Raw genomic sequence first — 19,329 nt, forward strand, 5'->3', positions numbered from 1 at the left:
TGTGCTCCGGCGAGGCAGGGGATCAGCTTTTAGCGGCTGACAGTTGCTTCATCGAAGATGTTATTGCCCAATGGCGTCTGAACATAGCCCTCGACTGCTGTACTCAGCGCCACTGCAAAGGGCGTTTCGTACATGAACAAAAGCGGAGCGGCCTCTGCATAAAGCTCTTGCATGCGCGCGAACTTTGCCTTGCGGGCATCAGGGTCCATTTCGTTGGCGGCTTCTTCGAACAGCGCGTTGAATTCGGCGTTTTCCCAACCGGTGCCGACGGCCTTGGCGGTTGGCGTGTAGCCCAGCCATCCGACAACCTGACTTGGATCGTTTACGTCATTGACCCAGCCATAGGTGTGTATGTCGAACTCGCCCGAACGGTTCTTTGCACCGCGCGTGGCACCGTCCACCTGCTCGACCACCAGATCGATTCCCAGCGGCGCCCACATCTGTTGCAGCGCTGCAAAGATCGTCGCATCGTCAGCCGAACCTGCCAGTGTCGTCAACGTGACCTGAGTTCCATCCGTCACCCCGGCCTCGGACATCAGCGACTTGGCTTTGTCCAGGTCATAGGAGTAGAGCGGACTCAGATCCGACGCATATTGCGTGGCCTTGGCCATCAATGGAGAGCTCATCGGCTGACCGGCGCCGTGCAGAACCACGCCGATCAGGGCATCCTTGTTGGTGCCATAGTTCAATGCCTGCCGGACACGCGGATCCGCCAGGGGATTTGGTGAACCGTCGGCACGGGAGTCACGTGTATTGATCGGTGAATAAATGATCCGGGTCGACGGGTAGAGCTGCATGTTGACGTTCGGATCAGCCTCCAGTTCGGCCACGCGGCTAAAGGGAATGAACTCGGCCGCGTCCACCTCACCTGCTTGCAGGCTCAGAATACGGGTCGCGTCATCCGGGATGATCTCGAAATGCACGCCGTCCAGATATGGCAGCGGTTTGCCGTCCGCACCCATACGCCAGTAGTGTTCGTTGGCGCAGAAATCCATCGAAGCGCCCTGTTCGAACCCACACAGGTAGAACGGTCCGGAGCCAACCCCGGCAGCAGTGGCAGCAAACAGCGCCGCTGATTTATCCTGATCGGTGTCCCCAGCAGCGGCGTCAAAGGCAGCTTTCGAAACGATTGCCGTATTAAAGGTAGCCAACATGGACAGGATCGTTGGGTCCGGGTCTTTCAGCGCAATGGTTATCGCATTTCCATCCGACGACACGTTTTCGATTGACCCCAACAACCCAGCCCAGGGACTAAGATCGGGATTGCGCGCCCGGTCCAGCGAGAAAACAACGTCCTCGCCACTCATTGGTGATCCGTCAGCAAACAAAACACCCTCACGCAGGGTCAGAGAAACCGTTTTGCCGTCATCCGAAACCGAAAACTCCTCGGCCAGGCCGGGTTCCACCGAATTGCCATCGGCACTGCCGCGCAGAAGCGTGTCGAACAAACTGCCAACCATCCAGATGTCCGGGTTGCGATCGGCATAGATCGGGTCAATCAGGCGCGATCCGTCGTAGCGGGCGAAGTTCAGCGTTCCGCCCCTTTCCTGTGCTGTCACCGGCATCGCCAGCGTCAAAGCAACGGTCATTCCCAGAACCGTTTTCAGCGTCATCCTCTTCTCCTCCCGCAAAATTCATTTGCCTATGGGCCAAGACAATAAGCGATTCTTAGCAATACTAAAGTTTTTTTTAGTAATAAGAGAAATTTTTTTACCGCGATTTTTCCTACCGCCCCGTTTCACTCATTGGCGAAGTTGTAACCCAAAGCTCAACAGCCTCCTCTTCTCCAAGAACGACTGAATAGTGACGCACCGAGGTATCGTGGTGAATCACATCACCCGGCGACATGACAAAGACCTTTCCACCGAGGTGATATTCCAGCTGACCGGACAGCAGGTAACAAAACGCCTCGCCCTTGTGGCACATCTTTTCGGAAACATGACCAGGCGGGCGGTGCACGATCTGCGGGTGAAACAGGGCACCTGAAAAACCGGGCCCAAGCTTTTCGTAGAACCGTCCACGAACGCCCAATGAATAAGTTTGTCGGCTGTCATGCGCGACATATTCCGAAAACACTTGCGGCACGCTCAGCAGCTGTTCGACACTGGTTTGCAGTGCCGCCGCTATTGCCATCAACGATGTCAGCGACGGAGAACTTAACCCCCGTTCGACCTGAGACAGAAAGCCAGTCGTCAGGTCCGCCTGTGTTGCAACCTTCTCCAAGGTCATGCCCATCGCCTTGCGTCTGCGCCGGATCGTTTGACCCAATTCAGTCGGATGCCCCTTGGACTTCGGTTTTGGGCGCTCGTTGGGCGATTGCATGCAGAACCTCCTGCTGGTCACTTGGTGTTCGCCCATTGAACAGAATATCCGGGCGGAGATCAAAATTTATTTTAGTGCGGCTAAAAATGCCAATCGCATTCAAGCATTGCGTACGGCGACAAGCTTGAGCGCCTTCGGCGCGCCCAAGTCCTTTTGAAAGAGCCCCGCACGAGGCTTGAAAAACCGGTAGCCGGGTTATGGTACATCCATGCGCATCACTGCGGCGACAACCAGAGCAATCTGGTGGTTCAAAAATCCAAACCCAGGTCAATGGTCCGGTATGAATGCGTCAACGCCCCCGACGAGATGTAATCCACACCTGTCGCAGCAATGGCCGCAACCGTTTCGCGCTTTACATTGCCGGATGCCTCGGTCACCAGCCTGCCATCCACCATCGAGACCGCCTCGGCCAGCGTGTCAGTTGACATGTTGTCCAGCAAAACCACATCCGCGCCACCAACCGCCAGCACTTCGGCCAGTTGATCCAGCCGATCCACCTCGATTTCAACCTTCATCATATGTGAGGCGCGGGCCTTCGTGGCCTCCAGCACTGCACGCACACTGCCTGCTGCCGCAATGTGGTTGTCCTTGATCAAAATCGCATCGGACAAAGAGAACCGGTGGTTGAAACCGCCGCCATGCAGCACCGCCTGTTTCTCAACAATGCGCAGCCCCGGTGTGGTTTTGCGAGTACAGGTGATGCGTGCCCTGGTGCCTTTGGTTTCAGCCACCAAAGCCGCTGTCGAAGTTGCAACACCGCTCAACCGCCCGGCAAAGTTCAGCGCGACCCGCTCGCCCGACAGGATCGAGGACGCCTTTCCGTTGATTTCCATCAACGTGTCACCTTTCGCGCAGCGCTGCCCATCCTGCACATGTATGGTGATTTCAAGCGACGGATCGACCAGTCGAAACGCCAGATCGGCCACCAGAAGCCCGGACACCACCGCATTTTCGCGCGCATTCAGCCGCGCGGAATAGGTTGCATCATCCGGAATTACGGTCAGCGAAGTAATGTCGCCATTGGCCCCCAAATCCTCCGTCAGCGCAGAACGGACCAGAGGCTCCAGGATCAGGTCGGGCAATGCGGGAAAGGTCATTTGGATTCCTTTGAAATTCTGTCGCGCAGCGTCATAGCCTCGCTCAGCGTCATGATCGAGCGTTGGCCGGGGCCAGGTGCAGCCTGCGGGAAATCCGACCGATAATGCGCGCCACGGCTTTCTTCGCGCACAAGTGCGGCGGCGGCGATCAAAGTGGCGGTCGCAGACATATTGAGAAAAGAGGCAGACGTCGCGTTGTCGGCCTCGAGTTTGGCAATGGCGAACAAAGCCCGGCGCAGCCCGGCGCTGTCCCGCACAACGCCCACGAAGTTGGTCATTGTATCCCGCAATGCCTGAATCGCATCGGTTCGCTCGACTGCAGGGCCTGAACGGAACTCAAGATCCAGTAGTGTTGCCTTGCTCTCTGGCACAACTGCCGCAATATCCAGCGCACAGGCACGGGCAAAAACCAGCGCTTCGAGCAATCCGTTGGACGCTAGCCGATTGGCGCCATGCAAACCGGTCGAGGCAGCTTCGCCACAAACCCACAAACCTTGCAACGAACTGCGGCCCGTCATGTCCGTGGCCACGCCGCCCATGTGATAGTGTGCTGCCGCTGCGACCGGGATCGGTTGGGTGACCGGATCGACACCGTTGCGAATGCAGGCTTCGGTCACCGCAGGAAACTGAGAAACGATTTCGGCCCCGATTGCCGAGCGCGTGTCGAGCGCCGGGTGTTGCCCGGCCTGGGTTTGCAGATAGACCGCGCGGGCGACAATATCGCGCGGCGCCAATTCCCCCTCGGGATGGATGCCCTGCATGAATCGGTCACCGGTTTTGTCGACCAAAACGGCACCATCGCCGCGCAGCGCCTCGGTCGCCAAGGGTGCAGGGTCCTCGCCAACATCGATGGCCGTCGGATGAAACTGAACAAATTCGGCATCTGCAATCCTCGCCCCCGCACGGGCCGCCATGCCGATCCCCTGCCCCCGGATGCGCGCGGGATTGGTCGTCAGAGCATAAAGCCCCGCTGACCCACCTGTAGCCAACACATGGGCAGCGCCCCGTACCAGCACCGGCTCTGCTTCGGGGGATTCGGTACTGGTGAAAAAACCGCCGGTGACGCGTGAACCATCGCTTTCCAGCCCAATTGCCTGTGCACCTTCGATCACTTGGATTGTTGGTGTCCGGCGCAGCTCGGCGATCAGCGCGCGCATGATCTCGGCCCCTGCCTGATCCCCTTTGACCCGAACCACGCGGGCGGCAGAATGCGCTGCTTCCCGGGACTGGATAAACCCTCCGTCCGCGGCGCGATCGAAACCGGTTCCAAGATCGGACAGATCAAGGACGTGGTCCCGAGCGGCGCGGGTCACAAACTCGGCCACTTCGCGCAGGACCGAACCGGCGCCTGCGCGCATCGTGTCATCGGCATGCGCCTCGGCACTGTCGCTTGGTGCCATCGCAGCGGCTACCCCACCCTGCGCCCAGACCGAGCTTGCGCCGGATCCCAGTGTTTCGGGCGAGATCATCACTACGGGGCGCGGCGCCAGTTTCAACGCTGCGTACACCGCAGCCAGGCCAGCGCCTATGATGACCACTCGGGGGGTGGTGACCACTTGCATCGGGTGCGTCAGATCCCCAACTGGCGCGACAAATCGATCATGCGCTGAACGGCAAGACGTGCCTTGTCGGCAATCTCGGCGTCAACTTCAACCTGACCGGTCATTGTGTCGAGCGAAAAGAGCACCTTCTCCAACGTGATCTTTTTCATGTACGGGCACATGTTGCAGGGGCCAACGAAATCAACCTCGGGCAGCGCATCGGCGATGTTCGAAGCCATCGAGCATTCGGTGATAAGCAGTGCCTTTTCCGGCTTATTATCAGTGACATATTTGATGATGCCGCTGGTGGAGCCCGAGAAATCAGCCTCGGCCACCACGTCGGGCGGGCACTCGGGATGCGCAATAAGCCGCGTGCCCGGGTTCCACTCGCGGAAGTCGCGCAAGTCGCTGGCGCTGTATTGTTCGTGCACGATGCACGAGCCTTCCCACCAGACCACGTTCTTTTGTGGGACGTCGCGGGCCACGTTCTGCGCCAGATACTGGTCCGGGGTCATGATGACCGTGTCGCTGTCCTGCGCGGCGACGATCTGGGCCGCGTTGGACGAAGTGCAGCAAATGTCCGAGGCCGCTTTGACCTCGGCCGTCGTGTTCACGTAGGACACCACCGGTGCGCCCGGATAGCGGCGCCGCATTTCCTCGATACCCTCGGCGGTGATCGATTCCGCCAGCGAACACCCAGCCTCCATATCCGGCATCAGCACGGTTTTTTCCGGGCTGAGGATCTTGGACGTCTCAGCCATGAAATGCACGCCGCATTGAACGATCACATCCGCCTCGACCTCGGTTGCCTTGATGGCCAGTTGCAGGCTGTCGCCACCGAAGTCCGAAATGCCGTGGTAGATCTCGGGCGTCATATAATTGTGGCCCAGAATGACGGCGTTCCGGTCGACCTTGAGATCGTTGATCGCTTTGACATAAGGCGCATAGATCGCCCAGTCGGCCGGTGACACGACGCGTGACATGCGGTCGTAGATATCGCTCATGCTGGCGGCCAGCTCGGGCGATGGGGTAAGGTCGTATTTTTCGGAGAGATGCGCGCGCTGCGCCGGAAGGTCGAACACGGGACTGATTTCTGCCTGATGAACTCGTGACGCCTTAGATATTGGGTTTGTCGAGGATTGACCACCACTCAATGAAGAAGAATGTTCCAAAATTCCATTTCTCTGCGGAATTTTCTGCCGCGGCCACGGCAAGCAGTCATGGCCGACGACCATGAAACCGGTTACGGCAGAGCCAATGGCGGAACCGGGAAGCTGTGATCTATGATGCCTGATTACGAGGTTCTGCGCTGGCTCTGCCAACCAATCAGGCTGAGGCAGGCAAACAGAATTGCAGCCACACAGACAATCGACGGACCAGCCGGCGTATCGAACACATAGGCCGCGCGCAGGCCCGCAACGGCAGAAATCGCTCCGATTGCCGCAGCAATCACGGCCATCGATTCCGGCGACCGCGCCAGGCTGCGCGCTGCCGCAGCCGGAATGATCAGCATCGCGGCAATCAATAGAACACCGACGACCTTGATCGCCACCGCAACCGTGACGGCCAGGGATAAGGTCAGGACCAATTGCTCGCGCTTGGGATCAAACCCGCTGGCATAGGCCAACTCTTCGTTCAGGGTTGCAGTCAGCAGCTGAGACCAGCGCCACGCGATCAGCGCCACGACAAGCGCTGCACCGCCCCAGATCACCGCCAGATCGGCGCGTGACACGGCAAGGATGTCTCCGAACAGATAGGCCATCAGATCAATACGGACGCCAGACAGGAATGAGACTGCAACCAGGCCAAATGCCAATGCGGAATGCGCCAGGACGCCCAGCAGAGTGTCCATGGCATAGCCACGGCCCGCCAACAGCGTCACTGTCAGCGCCATCGCAAGCGCAACCGCCAAAGCGCCAGCAAAGATCGACATCTGGAACGTCAGCGACAGCGCAACGCCAAGGATCGCTGCATGCGCCGTGGCATCACCGAAATAGGCCATTCGGCGCCAGACGACGAAACACCCAAGCGGCGCTGCCGCAAAAGCCACGCCAATACCTGCGAGCGTTGCCCGCGTCATGAAATCGTCCAGCATCACTCTGCCGCTTCCTTAGAATTCGGGCCATGGTCGTGATCGTGATCGTGATCATGGTCGTGGCGATACAGCGCGAGCGCGCCTCCCGTGCCTGTACCGAACAAAGCCCGATATTCCGGGGCTGAAGCAACCACCGCAGGTGAACCTTCACAGCAGACGTGCCCGTTGAGACAAATAACCCGATCGGATGCACTCATGACCACATGCAGTTCGTGGCTGATCATCACGATGGCGCAACCGGTGTCGCGGCGGACGGCTTCGATCTGACGATAAAACGCAGCCGAACCGGGCTGGTCGAGACCCTGTGTCGCTTCGTCCAACAACAAAATATCAGGCCGGTTGATCAAGGCCCGAGCCAGCAGCACACGTTGGAACTGGCCGCCTGAAAGCTGCGACATTTGACGCTTCAGCAGATCCGGCACTCCTGCCGATTCAAGCGCCTCTGCGCAATCTCGCCTCGATACAGGACTGGTCAGGCGCATGAACCGTTCGACAGTGATCGGCAGTGTCGGGTCGATGTGCAGCTTCTGCGGCACGTACCCGATTTTCAAACCCGGCTTTCGAACAACCCGGCCGACCGAAGGTTTGGTGGCACCGATTATTGCCCGCAACAGGCTGGTCTTGCCCGAGCCATTTGGCCCGACAATTGTCACGATCTCGCCCGGCTCGATCTTCATGTCCACGTGACGCAAAACTGTATTTGCGCCGTAGCGGATGCTGAGGTCATCAACCGTTACCAATGTCATGCCTAAGCCTTTTCACTGCAGGCCGGGCAGACGCCTTCGACTTCCACAACGGTTCGCTCAATCTCGAACCCAGCGGCGCGTGCCGCTGCGCCAAGTGCGCCTTTCGTGGGCGAGGATTGCGCCTCGGCCACGGCGTCACAAAGCCTGCAAATCATGAAAGCAGGCGAATGGTTCGCGCCTGGGTGCGAGCAGGCGACAAAGGCATTCAGTCGCTCAATCTTGTGCACGAACCCGTTCTCGACCAGAAAATCCAGCGCGCGATAAGCCACCGGAGGCTGTGACCCGAACCCCGCCTCGCGCAAGCGATCAAGAATCGCGTATGCCCCGAGCGCCCGATGCTCCTGCAGCAGCATCTCCAACACTTTTCGCCGAACTGGCGTCAGGCGCAAACCGTCCTCGCGGCACCGCGCTTCGGCTGCGGCCAACGCGGATTCAACGCAGTGCGCATGGTCATGTTTCTGGAAACCGACCAGGCCCGATCTGTCGGCTGGTGCTGGTTGGGAGTCTTCAGTCATGTTCTTCATATCGCATTCGACACTCGGAATGTTATAAAATCACACGGCGGAGCCGATGTCCAGAAACCTTCTTCCTGTGTCGACGACGGTTTCGCTGCCGCGTCGGCGCAGTCCCGGCCATGATGGAAGCCGCAATCGACTTTTCGCCGATCTACTCGCGGTTTCCAGACCTTTTGGATCTGAGCGCATATGCCCACAAGATGCGCACCGGGCAACAACTCCTCCATTCGAAGCGTGCTTCGCAAGGAAAGCGCCTATTTTCGCGCTCCCGCAAACTCGAACGTCAACCGCTTTTGATCCGGTGCCGGAACAAATGATCATAGTGAGGTTTCATTCGGCGGTGCACTCGGCGAACGCGTTCGGGAGAGTCTTCAAGTTCAACGTAGCGACGAACCTGAGGCTTTAAACCTGTCGATGCCCGCAAGTTGGCATGAAAGCTGCCCCCGTCCCACCAGCTATAGTCTGAGGTATCCGCCCCGGGCTCCCAGCTTAAAGCTTCTGGTATGAAAGGGATATCCACGGCTTTGCAAAACGCTTCGACCATGGTTTCGGGGTCTTCAAGCAGATCGTCGCTGTCGATGACCGGCGGTGCTTTTCCGTTCAATGCTGTCAAAAGGTCAAACAGCGCCCTTTGTTCGGGAAACCCGACCTCAAGCTCATCAAAATCCGGCCATTTGTTGTACATGGACGAAATTGTCTTGCCGGGGTCACGGATCAGGAAAGCGTGGGTGAAGTGCGCCAAAAAGTCCGGTGTCCACATGTGATTGATGTAATGCGGAAAATCCTTGAGGAAGACCGGCCCTTTCTCGGCCCGTGCCTGAATGTCCCCCCAGGTACTCTCGATCGTCAGACCGGGTGTCGTCTTTTCTCCGTCCTTGTAGCGTGGCCAGAGCGGATCTTCCCCCTGATACCATGCCTCGCCGAATGGCTCGTGCAAGCAATCCAGATCGCCGCGCTGGCGCATCATCCATTCAAACGCGGTGGACGTCGAACGGGGTACGGCCCAAAGGGCAATGATTTTATGCATGAAGGCTCTCCAACAATACGCCCTGCGGTGTCGTGGGCGCGATCCCCAAGTCTTTCATGATCCGCCAATAAAGTGCGATATCGTGGCCAATGATCGGTTTGCCAAGAACGGCCTCCATGCTGCGCGCCAGATGCAGCGGGCGCTGAGGCAACCCGCCCGGGCCGCTGCGAAAGTTGCACATGCCGTTGATCAAATAGGCATCGGCCTCGGGGGCTTGTTCGGCGACATAGGCAAAGCTCTTCTCGAACAGATCACCATCGAAAATCCAGCGCATGGCATTTGTAGCCTCCTGCGTGGGAAACCAACCCTGATCGACGAAATTGCCCGCCCAAACAACATCGAACCCGGCCTCTGCCAGAAAGCCAACCGTACCTTGCCACCAATCGGGCCAGTGATAGGCCGCGTTCAACGCCACTTTTTCGACGTTCATCGCCCGCAAGGCTTCGACCATCGCATAACCCGCCATATGGAACCGGGTTTCGTATTTTTCGGACAGATCAGCACAATGCTGGCGGATGCCTTCGACTCCCAATCCGCTGGCATGAACCCAGTTGGAACCGACCTGCCCGCAAACATCGACGCCATTACGCGACATGCAGTGGACGAAGTCTTCGAGCATATTGAAGTTCTGTTTGCGCTGGTCGAGCCCGTGCACATAGTCCGGCACATGCAGCATCCAGCCGTGCACTCCGACTGTATCGGGGCTCATGCGCAGGAAATCTGACGGAGCGGCGTCAAAGTCAAAAGGCGGGCTGGTGAATCCAACCTGATGGGGAAAAAGCTTTTGTTCTGCTGTCCAGCGGCTGGGCATCGCCAGGGTTTCAGCCATCAATGACCTCCTGCATCGCACGTCAAAAGTGCATCATTTTCTTTTGGAATATCGTATCTGTTTGGACCCCTGACGCCTCGGCAAATGCCGGTGAGTTTGGCCGAAAATCAAAAATGATACATATGTTCCATCTTTGGTTGACGATGGTATATTTGTCCACTTACCTTGTCCAGCGAAAGTGAGATTACGGCAGGGCCCGACTCGCCGACTGCTACCACCACAGCCTGAATTCACGAAAGGACGCAGCATGAATTTGGCCCCAACTATGAAGGCCATGGTCACAATGGGCCACGGCGACCTGGACCAGATGAAATTCCATGCGGATTGGCCTCGCCCCGCCCCTGCTGCCGGAGAAGTCCTGATCCGGGTCGGCGCCTGTGGTCTGAACAACACGGACGTCAACACCCGCTCGGGCTGGTACTCCAAGACCGTAACCGAGGCCACGACGGGCGGTGCATTCGAAGAAGTTGGTGAGGACGATCCCACATGGGGCGGCGCCCCGATCACCTTTCCCCGAATTCAGGGGGCGGACGTCTGTGGCGTGATCGTCGCCGTGGGCGACGGTGTCGATGCCTCGCGCATCGGAGAGAGGGTCATAACGGATGGCTGGTTGCGTGATGCCGAAGACCCTGAGGATATGAACAAGACAGGCTATTTCGGCTCGGAACGAGACGGTGGATTTGCAGAGTACACCACAACGCCGTCACGCAATGCCTTTGCAATCAAGTCCGACCTTTCCGATGCCGAGCTTGCGACGTTTTCCTGTTCCTACTCCACCGCCGAGGGCATGCTGTCGCGGGCCAATGTGACTGCACGCGACACGGTTCTGGTGACAGGTGCTTCGGGCGGGGTTGGTGGCGCCCTGGTCCAGTTGGCTAAGCGGCGGGGTGCAAGAGTTGTCGCGCTGGCCTCGGAAGCGAAGCACGATGAAGTTGCCACCTTGAAACCCGATCTGATCCTACCGCGAGCGCCAGATGATCTACGCGCTGCTTTGGGGGCAGAGAAGATCACGGTCGTCGCGGATATCGCCGGCGGGCCGTATTGGCCGAAACTCATCGACATTCTTGAGCGCGGCGGGCGTTATACCTGCTCGGGTGCTATTGCCGGTCCAATGGTCGAACTCGATCTGCGAACCTTTTACCTGCGGGACCTGACCTTCACCGGATCGACCGTGATCGGGCAAGAGGTCATGCCGAACCTTGTCCGATACATTGAAAGCGGGGAAATCAAACCCGCTCTTGCGGCAACCTATCCCCTTGAGCAACTGCGCGAGGCTCAGGCCGCCTTCATCGCCAAAAAACACACAGGCAATATCGTCGTCGTCCCATGAAAATCACGCGGATCAGGGTTTTCAAAACACCACTTCCTTACGTCGGCGGAGCTTATGTCTGGGGAGCCGGCAACGCGATCGAGGTCGCGTCGGCCAGCGTGGTCGTCATCGACACGGATGCTGGTTTGCAGGGATGCGGAGAGTTTACGCCTTGCGGTGAAAACTACATGGTTGCGCATTCTGAAGGGGTCGAAGCACTGGCCCGGCTTGTCGCGCCAAGGCTACTGGGTGAAGACCCAAGACAAGTCGCGCGGATCGAGCAGTTGATGGATGGCCTTGTGCAAGGTCACGGCTATGCGAAAGCACCCTTTGACGCGGCGTGCTGGGATATTCTGGGGCAATCCTGCGACCAGCCAGTCTGGATGTTGATGGGCGGAAAACTGACCGATGGCGCGCCGATGTATCGGGTTGCACCGCAAAAGGCGACCGATGAGACATTGGCCGAGATGCGACGCTACCGCGCCGATGGCTACCGGCAGTTTCAAATCAAGGTCGGCGGCGACTGGCCCGGAGACATTGACCGGATAATGGCCGGAGTGGCACTGTTGGAACCCGGCGAAAAGGCTATGGCAGACGCCAATCAAGGATGGCGGGTCGACAATGCAATCCGCGTGGCCCGAGCCACACGCGACATTGATTACATTCTGGAACAACCCTGCAGGACTTATGATGAGTGCCAACAAGTACGGCGGGTTGCCGAACACCCCATGAAGCTGGACGAGTGCATTACCGGTATGGCCGCCGCGCAACGGATCGTGCAGGACAAAGGGGCCGAGATCTGTTGCCTTAAAATTTCCAACCTCGGCGGAATCAGCAAGGCGCGCCGCGTCCGGGATTTCCTGATCGAGAACCGTTTGCCCGTGGTGTGCGAGGATACCTGGGGCGGCGAAATCACGACAACGCTGGTTGCCCACTTCGCAGCGTCCACTCCGGCGGAATTTTTGCAGAACACCACCGATCTGATGAACTACAACACACGGTCCACTGGGATTGGCGGTGCATGGGCAGAGAATGGCAACCTTTATGCACCGGACACGCCGGGGCTGGGCGTAGTGCCCGATTTCAAAAGCCTTGGCGAGCCGGTAGCGGAGTATCAGGTATGAAGATCACGCAAATAACGGTTTTTCAAAAGAATTTGCCGCTTGAGCATCCCTATTGGCTGTCCGGCGGTCGCCTGAAGTTTGAGGTATTGGATGCGACATTCGTCAAAGTCGAAACCGATGAAGGCCTGACCGGCTGGGGCGAAGGTACGCCATGGGGCCATACTTATGTCCCGGCTCACGGCCCCGGTATCCGGGCGGGGATCGAGACGATGGCTCCGTTCATCTTCGGTCTTGATCCGCGCCGCGTTCTGGATGTGGAACGCGCGATGGACCTTGCGTTGCCGGGACACCTTTACGCCAAGAGTCCGATTGATATGGCCTGCTGGGATATTGCGGGCCAGGCGGCGGGTTTGCCGATTGCTGACCTCATGGGCGGTGGATCCCGAACGCCACGCCCGATCGCGTCCTCGGTCGGAGCAAAGACCATCGAGGACACGCGCGCCGTGATCGACCGGTATAGACAGCGCGGATACATTGCGCATTCAGTGAAAATAGGTGGCGATGTCGAACGCGACATTGCTCGCATCGAAGACGTTGAATCCATCCGAAAACCCGGCGAAATCGTACTCTACGACGTCAACCGCGGCTGGACCCGCCAGCAGGCTTTGCGCGTGATGTCAGCAACTGAACATCTGAACGTGTTGTTCGAGCAACCCTGCGAGACGCTGGACGATATTGCAGCACTGGCAGGCAAGCACGCCTCACCCGTCAGCGTAGACGAAAGCCTTGTCACGTTGCAGGACGCTGCCCGAATTGCGCGGGACGGAGTGGCTGAAATCTTCGGCATCAAGCTCAATCGCGTCGGCGGCCTCACCAAGGCGGCCCGAATACGCGATATCGCATTGGCGCACGGTATAGACATGTTCGTGATGGCCACCGGCGGTTCTGTCCTCGCCGACACCGAGGCGCTGCATCTGGCCGCAACGATACCGGATGCCAATTGCCACGCGGTGTGGGCATGCCAGGACATGCTGACACTGGACATCGCCGGCGGAAGAGGTCCGCGTAACATGAATGGGTTCCTGCACCTGCCAGAGGCTCCGGGTCTCGGCGTTCATCCTGACGAGGGCACGCTCGGTGATCCTGTCGGGTTCTATTCATCGAAATGACAAACGGGGCTCACTGATCGACAGGTTACACCGATCAGTGAAGACAGCAAGAAGCTTAGTTTCTCAAGTTCCGGAGGTTGAACCAGATTACCGTCTGGCAGCAACCAAATCAGTGGATTTGGTCCCTCACGTCGAAAGGGTACGGTCAGGGCCGTTGTTTTTTTGAATACTAAAAAAACTTCGCCAACCGGTTGGTCGCTTAGCCGCTTGTGCGATAGCATTTTGCATGTTCGGAAATCGACGTCTCGATCCTCAGGTCAACACTTGAAGAGGTGCACAACATGTCAAAACCGCTTGAGGGAATTCGGGTTCTGGACCTGACCAACGTTTTGGCTGGCCCGTTCTGCTGCCACCACCTGGCCCACCTGGGCGCCGAAGTGATCAAGGTCGAGGCAGCCGGGCGCGGCGACCTGGCGCGCCAGCTGGGGGCTGATCCTGAGTTGAACAAGGCAGGAATGGGCGTGTCGTTCCTGGCCCAGAATGCCGGCAAGAAATCCGTAACCGTCAATCTGAAACATCCTCGAGGCAAGGCGCTGTTCCTCAAGCTTGTCGAGACCGCCGATGTAGTCGTCGAGAATTTTCGACCCGGTGTGATGGACCGATTGGGTGTTGGTTACGAAACACTTCAGGGCATGAATCCGCGCCTGATCTACTGCGCTATCTCGGGATTTGGACAGGATGGTCCCTGGGTGCACCGCCCGGCTTATGACCAGATCGTTCAGGGCGCGTCGGGCGTGATGTCGATCACCGGCGGCGCAGAAAGCGCGCCGCTGCGCGTTGGATATCCGGTGGCCGATACGGTGGGCGGGATCACTGCCGCATTTGCGATCACAGCGGCGCTGAATGGTCATCCGCGTGGAAGTTTCATCGATGTCTCCATGTTGGAATCGGTTCTTGCGACAATGGGTTGGGTCGTATCCAACTATCTGATCGCAGGCGTCGAACCTGAACCGAAAGGCAACGAAAACCCGACTTCGGCGCCGTCTGGCACCTTTGAGGCCCAAGACAGTCTTATCAATATTGCCGCCAACAAGGACGAACAATGGGTGCTGTTGACCGACCACCTCGGCCTCGCCGTCCTGCAAAAACGGAGTGAATTCGCAACGCGGGAAGATCGAAAGCGCAACCGATTGGCATTGAAGGGTGAACTGGAAATCGTTCTCAAAACCCGCCCGGCGCGCGACTGGGCCAAGGAACTGAATCGCATCGGTGTTCCATCAGGGGCCGTATTGACGGTGCCGGAAGTGTTGAGAATGCCACAAGTCGCCGATCGCGGCTTTCTCCACAGGTTTGAAAGTGTTCCGGGCGTAGGCCGCGACATCCAGGTCGCAACCACCGGGATCAAACTGGATGGCCAAGCTGCGACCGTAGAAACACCTCCGCCAACCCTTGGCGAACATAACGCAGAGATTTGGTGCGACCTTGGCCTATCTCTAGACGAAATTGCAGAGCTGAAGAAGGACGGAGCAATATGAGCGGCCACGGAAACGACGTATCCGACTGGTGGACGACCGAAATCATCGACATGGCTCCCGGCCAAATCCGGATTCGCGGCATTCCCATAGAGGATCTGATCGGCAACGTGTCATTTTCACAAATGATCTGGCTTATGACCCGCGGTGAATTACCCACCAAGGCGCAAGCGGATTTACTGGAATGTGCCTTGGTTTCCGCTGTTGACCATGGTCCGCAGGCCCCGTCCATCGCTGCGGCGCGGATGTCCGTGACCTGCGGATTGGGTTTGAATGGAGCCATGGCCTCAGCAGTCAACATGCTGGACGACATCCACGGCGGCGCCGGAGAACAGGCGGTTGAGCTTTATACGTGGATCGACGATGCGGTTCAAAATGGGCTCGCTTTGGATGATGCCGCAGCCCTAATGATCGACCGCTGGCAGGCAGAACGAACAAGGTTCATCCCCGGTTTTGGCCACCGGTTCCACAAACCCGAGGATCCCCGTGCACCCCGGTTGCTGGCTCTCGTCGACAAAGCAGCCGGCACCGGAACAGTCAGCGGGCGCTTCGCGGAAATCGGGCGCGTGGTTCAGCACACGCTCAACACCCGCAAAGGCAGTCCGGTTCCCATGAACATCGATGGCGCGACCGCCGTAATCTATGCGGAGTTGGGCTTTGCCGGCCCTCTTGCGCGCGGTCTCTTTTGCCTGTCGCGATCTGTAGGCGTCATCGCCCACGCATGGGAACAGATGAACCAGGGCGGGCGGAACAAAGGCCCGACTCCACCAGCCTATCGCTGGACTTATCAAGGGCCTAATCCGATTGAAAACCGGAAATAGTCTCGGAGGCCGCAGCCTGCATTGGACACGGCGCAGGCAGGAAGGCTTGTGCAGAAACCTTTCGGGGCGCGCGTCGCAGGCTTTCGAAGAGCTTTCACTTCGTACGGTTGGGCGCAACCCGATTGCGTGTGTTTTTAGGACTCAGATGCAGCGTTAATTGTCCGGTGGACTGTTTGCAGATCGAACGGGCTGTTCAGATTTTGGTTGCGGGAGCAGGATTTGACCTTTGTCGAACCACTGTGAAACTAAGAAAAAAATGTACAAAAACTCTAAGGAGAGACATTAGATCCGTTTGCACTCATATAAAGTTGACAATGGATTGGCCATTGCGCAACAGCTGTTGTGCAGACAAAGTGAGCGTTCGCTTTACCTGCAACAACTATCGCCTAGCTGGATTGGTGGGCAGGGCACGGTGGCATAGGAGCAGTATACACAACAGTCACCGTCCAACGGCTTCAAAACCGCTTTGCACGACTTGCACTCGTAGAACCACTGGCAGGCGTCCGTCGGCATTTCTTCGGATTCGCTGTGCCCACACTTTGGGCAAGTCAGTGTGCTTTCAAGCACTACAGTTTGGTCCGTCATTGTCTCACATCTGCATAATCAGGTAATCGTTGATCCAAGCCTCATAGAAAACGACGACCCAAGCTAAACCGGTCATCGCGGTCGTTCCCCAAAGCCACCATTTCAACTTTGGCATTGAATCGCGCCGATAAGACACCAGCCAAGATACCGCGACGAGCGCGGTCGAAATCGCCAACACATAGTAGCTTGCTGCTGCTATCTTCCCAAAGATTGCTATCCAACTGCCGCTCAATCCCAGCAACATCATCGTCATGGGCAATACACAGCAAGTCGCGACGCCAAGCGCGGACAGCGATCCTATGTAACTAAGGCCAAGGTACTTATGCATTTTCGTTTCTGACAGCCATTTTTGTGCGGAGTTGTATCAGCGGCACCCTCTCGTATAGCTTCTGTAGCCACTACAGGATCAAGGCGGGAAATCTCACATGTTCGCGATTGGGGAAGCATCCCGGCAAAGCGGTGTCGGCATAGAAACTATCCGCTACTACGAACGCGCAGAGATCGTGCCGAAGCCAGCACGGGCATCAAATAATCGCCGCAGATATTCCACGCAGGATATCGGAAGGCTTCGCTTCCTAAAGAAGTGCCGAGACCTGGGCTTTTCGCTCTCGGACGCAAAGACGCTACTCGACCTGTCCGAAGGCGACGTTGAGGATTGCCAATCTGTCAAGCAACTGGCCGAACTCCATATCTTTAACGTGCGAGCAAAGATAGACGAACTTAAGCGCTTGGAGGGGGCGTTGGTCGAACTTACCGCCAACTGCGACAGCGGGAATATTTCCTGCCCAATGATTTTTCAACTCCGCACTGAATAGTGGAACTTTGGGCTCGGAATGGACCTTGGGCGCTTTGCGGACGAAGCTGCTATCCGTCGCATGGCTGACGAACAACGGTATAACGGCCAAAGCTACCTCAATTCGTTGTGGCATTTCCAATAATTCTTTGGGCCACCTCGGATGAGTATCGACTCGGACTACTGTGATAGCCTGATGACAACATCGGAAAAACTCAGGAGAAAAAGATGTCTGATATTGATATTGTAAAAGAGCTCGACGCTGCCATCATTGAAGGGATCAACGAAAAGGACGCAAGTAGGGCAACAGCACCCTACGCCGAAGACGGCGCGGCCATGCCGCCGGGAGCGCCGATAATGTCAGGTCATGCAGCCATTCGGGAGTATTGGCAGGCAGCTATTGACAGCGGTCTGAGTGAAGTCGTGGCCCATCTGACCGAGGCCCATATCAGCGGAGACTTTGGCGTTACTGTGGGAACCTTGACGGGCACCATGGGCGGACAAAAACTTGCTGGAAAGTACATTCTCTACTTCCGCAAAGGCGACAACGGCTGGAAAGTTCAGCGCGACATCTGGAACTTTGACGCATAGACTGTACGCAACAGCCAGACGGTCGTACCAACAGCTTTGCGTTGACAGGTTGCGCCTACTAAAGGTCGTTTGTGTAGCGAGGCGGCCTGATCACAATCTGCGCAGTCCAGTCGCCGCATCGTTTCTTGCCACGTCTACTTCTCAGACAAAACTGACCCCACATTTTTCAATGTAGGGGGCGACCGACCCTTGGGTGGAAGAGTGCTATTTGGATTGGCAGAGTTGTTCATTCATGTCGGCAAAAGACACAGCCCAGAACTCTGCCAAAAACGCGGAACATTCTATTTCGGAAATTTCCGAACGTGCGCCATTGGCATCGGTCGCCATACCCATTGTATAGCGCAGCTCGGTGCCCGTTTGTGTTTCTGTCAGATGGTAGGTCTCAGGGAAGCTGATGTCCGGGCGCGCAGGGTCCAGAATGCGCGTCGAAAAATATTCAAAAGGTTCCCAATCTGTGACACGATAATAAAATCGGGCCATTTCGTGCGCGCAATGATAACCCGACCCTTGACCAAGGCGTCCTAGGGGGTTCTCCATCTTGATATCACTGACGCGATTCATCCACTTCAGTTTGTGCTCGGGAGCGACGAGAGATTCCCAAACGACCCCAATAGGAGCGTCGAATTGATATCGCAAAGTCCATACGCCATCCTGTTCTTCGAGGAACTCGCGTTGGCGGCGTGCGCGCATTTTTTCCCATGCTTTGGCCAAATCGTAGACCATCATGCGGACTTTACCAAAATGCTCGATGTCCTGCGAGAAAGGCTCCATTATGTCGCTGATGTCCATTGCGGTCACGGCCGCTTCGCTGAACAGGGCATAGCTGCGAATACTGGTGTTCTCAGCTACATCTGTCTTGGTCATTCGATGAACAAGAATGACATCAGCGCCAGAAATGTCCTTCGTGGGACCCAGATGCATTTCATCAAATTGACCGTGATGGGCAATGATTTTGAGATCCAGATTGCCAACATTTGCGCAAGCTCGGCATGGGCACGTCGTGTTGGCGATTATGTCCTGCCGCCTGAGGGTGAATGCGTTGTAGAGGTTTTCGCAGATGGTGAGAAACGTCTCTCCTGACGGAAAATCCTGACGTGTCGAATAAGCCAAAACGGCATCCCCTTCAGTTTTCCAAAAGTGAAGCGGGTCTCCAATTTGTTCAAGCAAAACGCTCAGAAGAGATTGCAGGATGGGATTGGCATGATCCATTTCTGAAGATGTCAGGAACCGAGTGTATCCGGTAATGTCAGCAATCAGAAGGTAACCTGTGTGTGTTGCTATCATTGTTCCCCTCCCCAAGAAGAACGGCTGACATAGTTTTTTGCACCAGCTCTGGAAGAGTACACGCAGGCG

The 19,329-nt window shown here is 57.2% G+C and carries 21 protein-coding genes; 8 read left to right on the forward strand and 13 right to left on the reverse strand.

Translation table 11 applies throughout. The features are described 5' to 3' along the window. Positions 1 to 29: 29 nt before the first annotated feature. A complete protein-coding gene (locus AC2TEL_RS18975; protein ID WP_480906160.1) occupies positions 30 to 1,613 on the reverse strand; it encodes an ABC transporter substrate-binding protein in 1,584 nt (527 codons plus the stop codon). A 112-nt stretch (positions 1,614 to 1,725) separates the two neighbouring features. Continuing rightward, on the reverse strand, positions 1,726 to 2,322 hold the full coding sequence (locus AC2TEL_RS18980; protein ID WP_480844245.1) for a helix-turn-helix domain-containing protein: 597 nt from the start codon (positions 2,320 to 2,322) through the stop codon (positions 1,726 to 1,728). On the opposite strand from AC2TEL_RS18980, the gene AC2TEL_RS18985 reads away from it, so the two are divergent. Then, positions 2,321 to 2,479 carry a hypothetical protein gene (locus AC2TEL_RS18985; RefSeq protein ID WP_480844246.1) on the forward strand — a complete coding sequence of 53 codons (159 nt, stop codon included), beginning with the start codon at positions 2,321 to 2,323 and terminating at the stop codon, positions 2,477 to 2,479. The two genes, AC2TEL_RS18980 and AC2TEL_RS18985, sit on opposite strands and share 2 nt — an antisense overlap. A gap of 91 nt (positions 2,480 to 2,570) precedes the next feature. Here AC2TEL_RS18985 and nadC read toward each other — a convergent pair whose 3' ends face one another. The 8 genes from nadC to AC2TEL_RS19025 all read right to left on the reverse strand — a co-directional run bounded on the left by nadC (position 2,571) and on the right by AC2TEL_RS19025 (position 10,172). Continuing rightward, complete coding sequence (gene nadC, locus AC2TEL_RS18990) at positions 2,571 to 3,419, reverse strand: carboxylating nicotinate-nucleotide diphosphorylase (protein WP_480906163.1); 849 nt, start codon at positions 3,417 to 3,419, stop codon at positions 2,571 to 2,573. After that, positions 3,416 to 4,981, reverse strand: a complete 1,566-nt coding sequence (locus tag AC2TEL_RS18995) for an L-aspartate oxidase (protein ID WP_480906165.1) — start codon at positions 4,979 to 4,981, stop codon at positions 3,416 to 3,418. The genes nadC and AC2TEL_RS18995 overlap by 4 nt, the downstream gene beginning before the upstream one ends. Positions 4,982 to 4,989: 8 nt before the next feature. Beyond that, positions 4,990 to 6,042 (reverse strand): quinolinate synthase NadA, encoded by a 1,053-nt coding sequence (nadA, locus tag AC2TEL_RS19000; protein ID WP_480906168.1) that lies wholly within the window; start codon positions 6,040 to 6,042, stop codon positions 4,990 to 4,992. A gap of 212 nt (positions 6,043 to 6,254) precedes the next feature. Beyond that, positions 6,255 to 7,055 (reverse strand): metal ABC transporter permease, encoded by an 801-nt coding sequence (locus AC2TEL_RS19005; protein ID WP_480844279.1) that lies wholly within the window; start codon positions 7,053 to 7,055, stop codon positions 6,255 to 6,257. After that, positions 7,055 to 7,801 (reverse strand): metal ABC transporter ATP-binding protein, encoded by a 747-nt coding sequence (locus AC2TEL_RS19010; RefSeq protein ID WP_480906171.1) that lies wholly within the window; start codon positions 7,799 to 7,801, stop codon positions 7,055 to 7,057. Before AC2TEL_RS19010 ends, AC2TEL_RS19005 begins: the two co-directional genes overlap by 1 nt. A gap of 2 nt (positions 7,802 to 7,803) precedes the next feature. Continuing rightward, positions 7,804 to 8,316, reverse strand: coding sequence for a transcriptional repressor (locus tag AC2TEL_RS19015; protein WP_480844251.1), 513 nt, complete (start codon positions 8,314 to 8,316; stop codon positions 7,804 to 7,806). 283 nt (positions 8,317 to 8,599) lie between these two features. Beyond that, entirely contained in the window at positions 8,600 to 9,343 is a 744-nt protein-coding gene (locus AC2TEL_RS19020) for a sulfotransferase-like domain-containing protein (RefSeq protein ID WP_480906174.1), read from the reverse strand. After that, a complete protein-coding gene (locus tag AC2TEL_RS19025; protein ID WP_480906177.1) occupies positions 9,336 to 10,172 on the reverse strand; it encodes a hypothetical protein in 837 nt (278 codons plus the stop codon). The genes AC2TEL_RS19020 and AC2TEL_RS19025 overlap by 8 nt, the downstream gene beginning before the upstream one ends. Before the next feature lie 247 nt (positions 10,173 to 10,419). On the opposite strand from AC2TEL_RS19025, the gene AC2TEL_RS19030 reads away from it, so the two are divergent. The 5 genes from AC2TEL_RS19030 (at position 10,420) to AC2TEL_RS19050 (ending at position 16,007) form a co-directional block, all read left to right on the forward strand. Further along, positions 10,420 to 11,502 carry an alcohol dehydrogenase family protein gene (locus AC2TEL_RS19030; protein WP_480844254.1) on the forward strand — a complete coding sequence of 361 codons (1,083 nt, stop codon included), beginning with the start codon at positions 10,420 to 10,422 and terminating at the stop codon, positions 11,500 to 11,502. After that, complete coding sequence (locus tag AC2TEL_RS19035) at positions 11,499 to 12,605, forward strand: mandelate racemase/muconate lactonizing enzyme family protein (protein ID WP_480906180.1); 1,107 nt, start codon at positions 11,499 to 11,501, stop codon at positions 12,603 to 12,605. Before AC2TEL_RS19030 ends, AC2TEL_RS19035 begins: the two co-directional genes overlap by 4 nt. Then, the gene (locus tag AC2TEL_RS19040) at positions 12,602 to 13,714 is read left to right on the forward strand and encodes a mandelate racemase/muconate lactonizing enzyme family protein (RefSeq protein WP_480844256.1); all 1,113 of its coding nucleotides are present in this window, start codon (positions 12,602 to 12,604) and stop codon (positions 13,712 to 13,714) included. The genes AC2TEL_RS19035 and AC2TEL_RS19040 overlap by 4 nt, the downstream gene beginning before the upstream one ends. A 281-nt stretch (positions 13,715 to 13,995) precedes the next feature. Then, positions 13,996 to 15,189: a CaiB/BaiF CoA transferase family protein gene (locus AC2TEL_RS19045; RefSeq protein WP_480906183.1), complete on the forward strand. Its 1,194-nt coding sequence runs from the start codon at positions 13,996 to 13,998 to the stop codon at positions 15,187 to 15,189. Beyond that, entirely contained in the window at positions 15,186 to 16,007 is an 822-nt protein-coding gene (locus tag AC2TEL_RS19050) for a citryl-CoA lyase (RefSeq protein WP_480906186.1), read from the forward strand. The genes AC2TEL_RS19045 and AC2TEL_RS19050 overlap by 4 nt, the downstream gene beginning before the upstream one ends. Positions 16,008 to 16,373: 366 nt before the next feature. Here AC2TEL_RS19050 and AC2TEL_RS19055 read toward each other — a convergent pair whose 3' ends face one another. Continuing rightward, entirely contained in the window at positions 16,374 to 16,592 is a 219-nt protein-coding gene (locus tag AC2TEL_RS19055) for a GDCCVxC domain-containing (seleno)protein (protein WP_480906188.1), read from the reverse strand. A gap of 4 nt (positions 16,593 to 16,596) precedes the next feature. After that, the gene (locus AC2TEL_RS19060; RefSeq protein ID WP_480906190.1) at positions 16,597 to 16,845 is read right to left on the reverse strand and encodes a hypothetical protein; all 249 of its coding nucleotides are present in this window, start codon (positions 16,843 to 16,845) and stop codon (positions 16,597 to 16,599) included. Positions 16,846 to 17,017: 172 nt separating this feature from the next. On the opposite strand from AC2TEL_RS19060, the gene AC2TEL_RS19065 reads away from it, so the two are divergent. Together AC2TEL_RS19065 and AC2TEL_RS19070 are read left to right on the forward strand one after the other, a co-directional pair. Next, positions 17,018 to 17,407, forward strand: coding sequence for a MerR family transcriptional regulator (locus AC2TEL_RS19065; protein ID WP_480844261.1), 390 nt, complete (start codon positions 17,018 to 17,020; stop codon positions 17,405 to 17,407). Between the two features lie 206 nt (positions 17,408 to 17,613). Further along, positions 17,614 to 17,976: a YybH family protein gene (locus AC2TEL_RS19070; protein ID WP_480906193.1), complete on the forward strand. Its 363-nt coding sequence runs from the start codon at positions 17,614 to 17,616 to the stop codon at positions 17,974 to 17,976. Positions 17,977 to 18,180: 204 nt separating this feature from the next. Here the strand turns inward: AC2TEL_RS19070 and AC2TEL_RS19075 are convergent, their stop codons facing one another. Continuing rightward, entirely contained in the window at positions 18,181 to 19,185 is a 1,005-nt protein-coding gene (locus tag AC2TEL_RS19075; RefSeq protein WP_480906196.1) for a DUF2652 domain-containing protein, read from the reverse strand. Positions 19,186 to 19,329: the final 144 nt, after the last annotated feature.

The organism is Ruegeria sp. HKCCD9138, assembly GCF_057220975.1.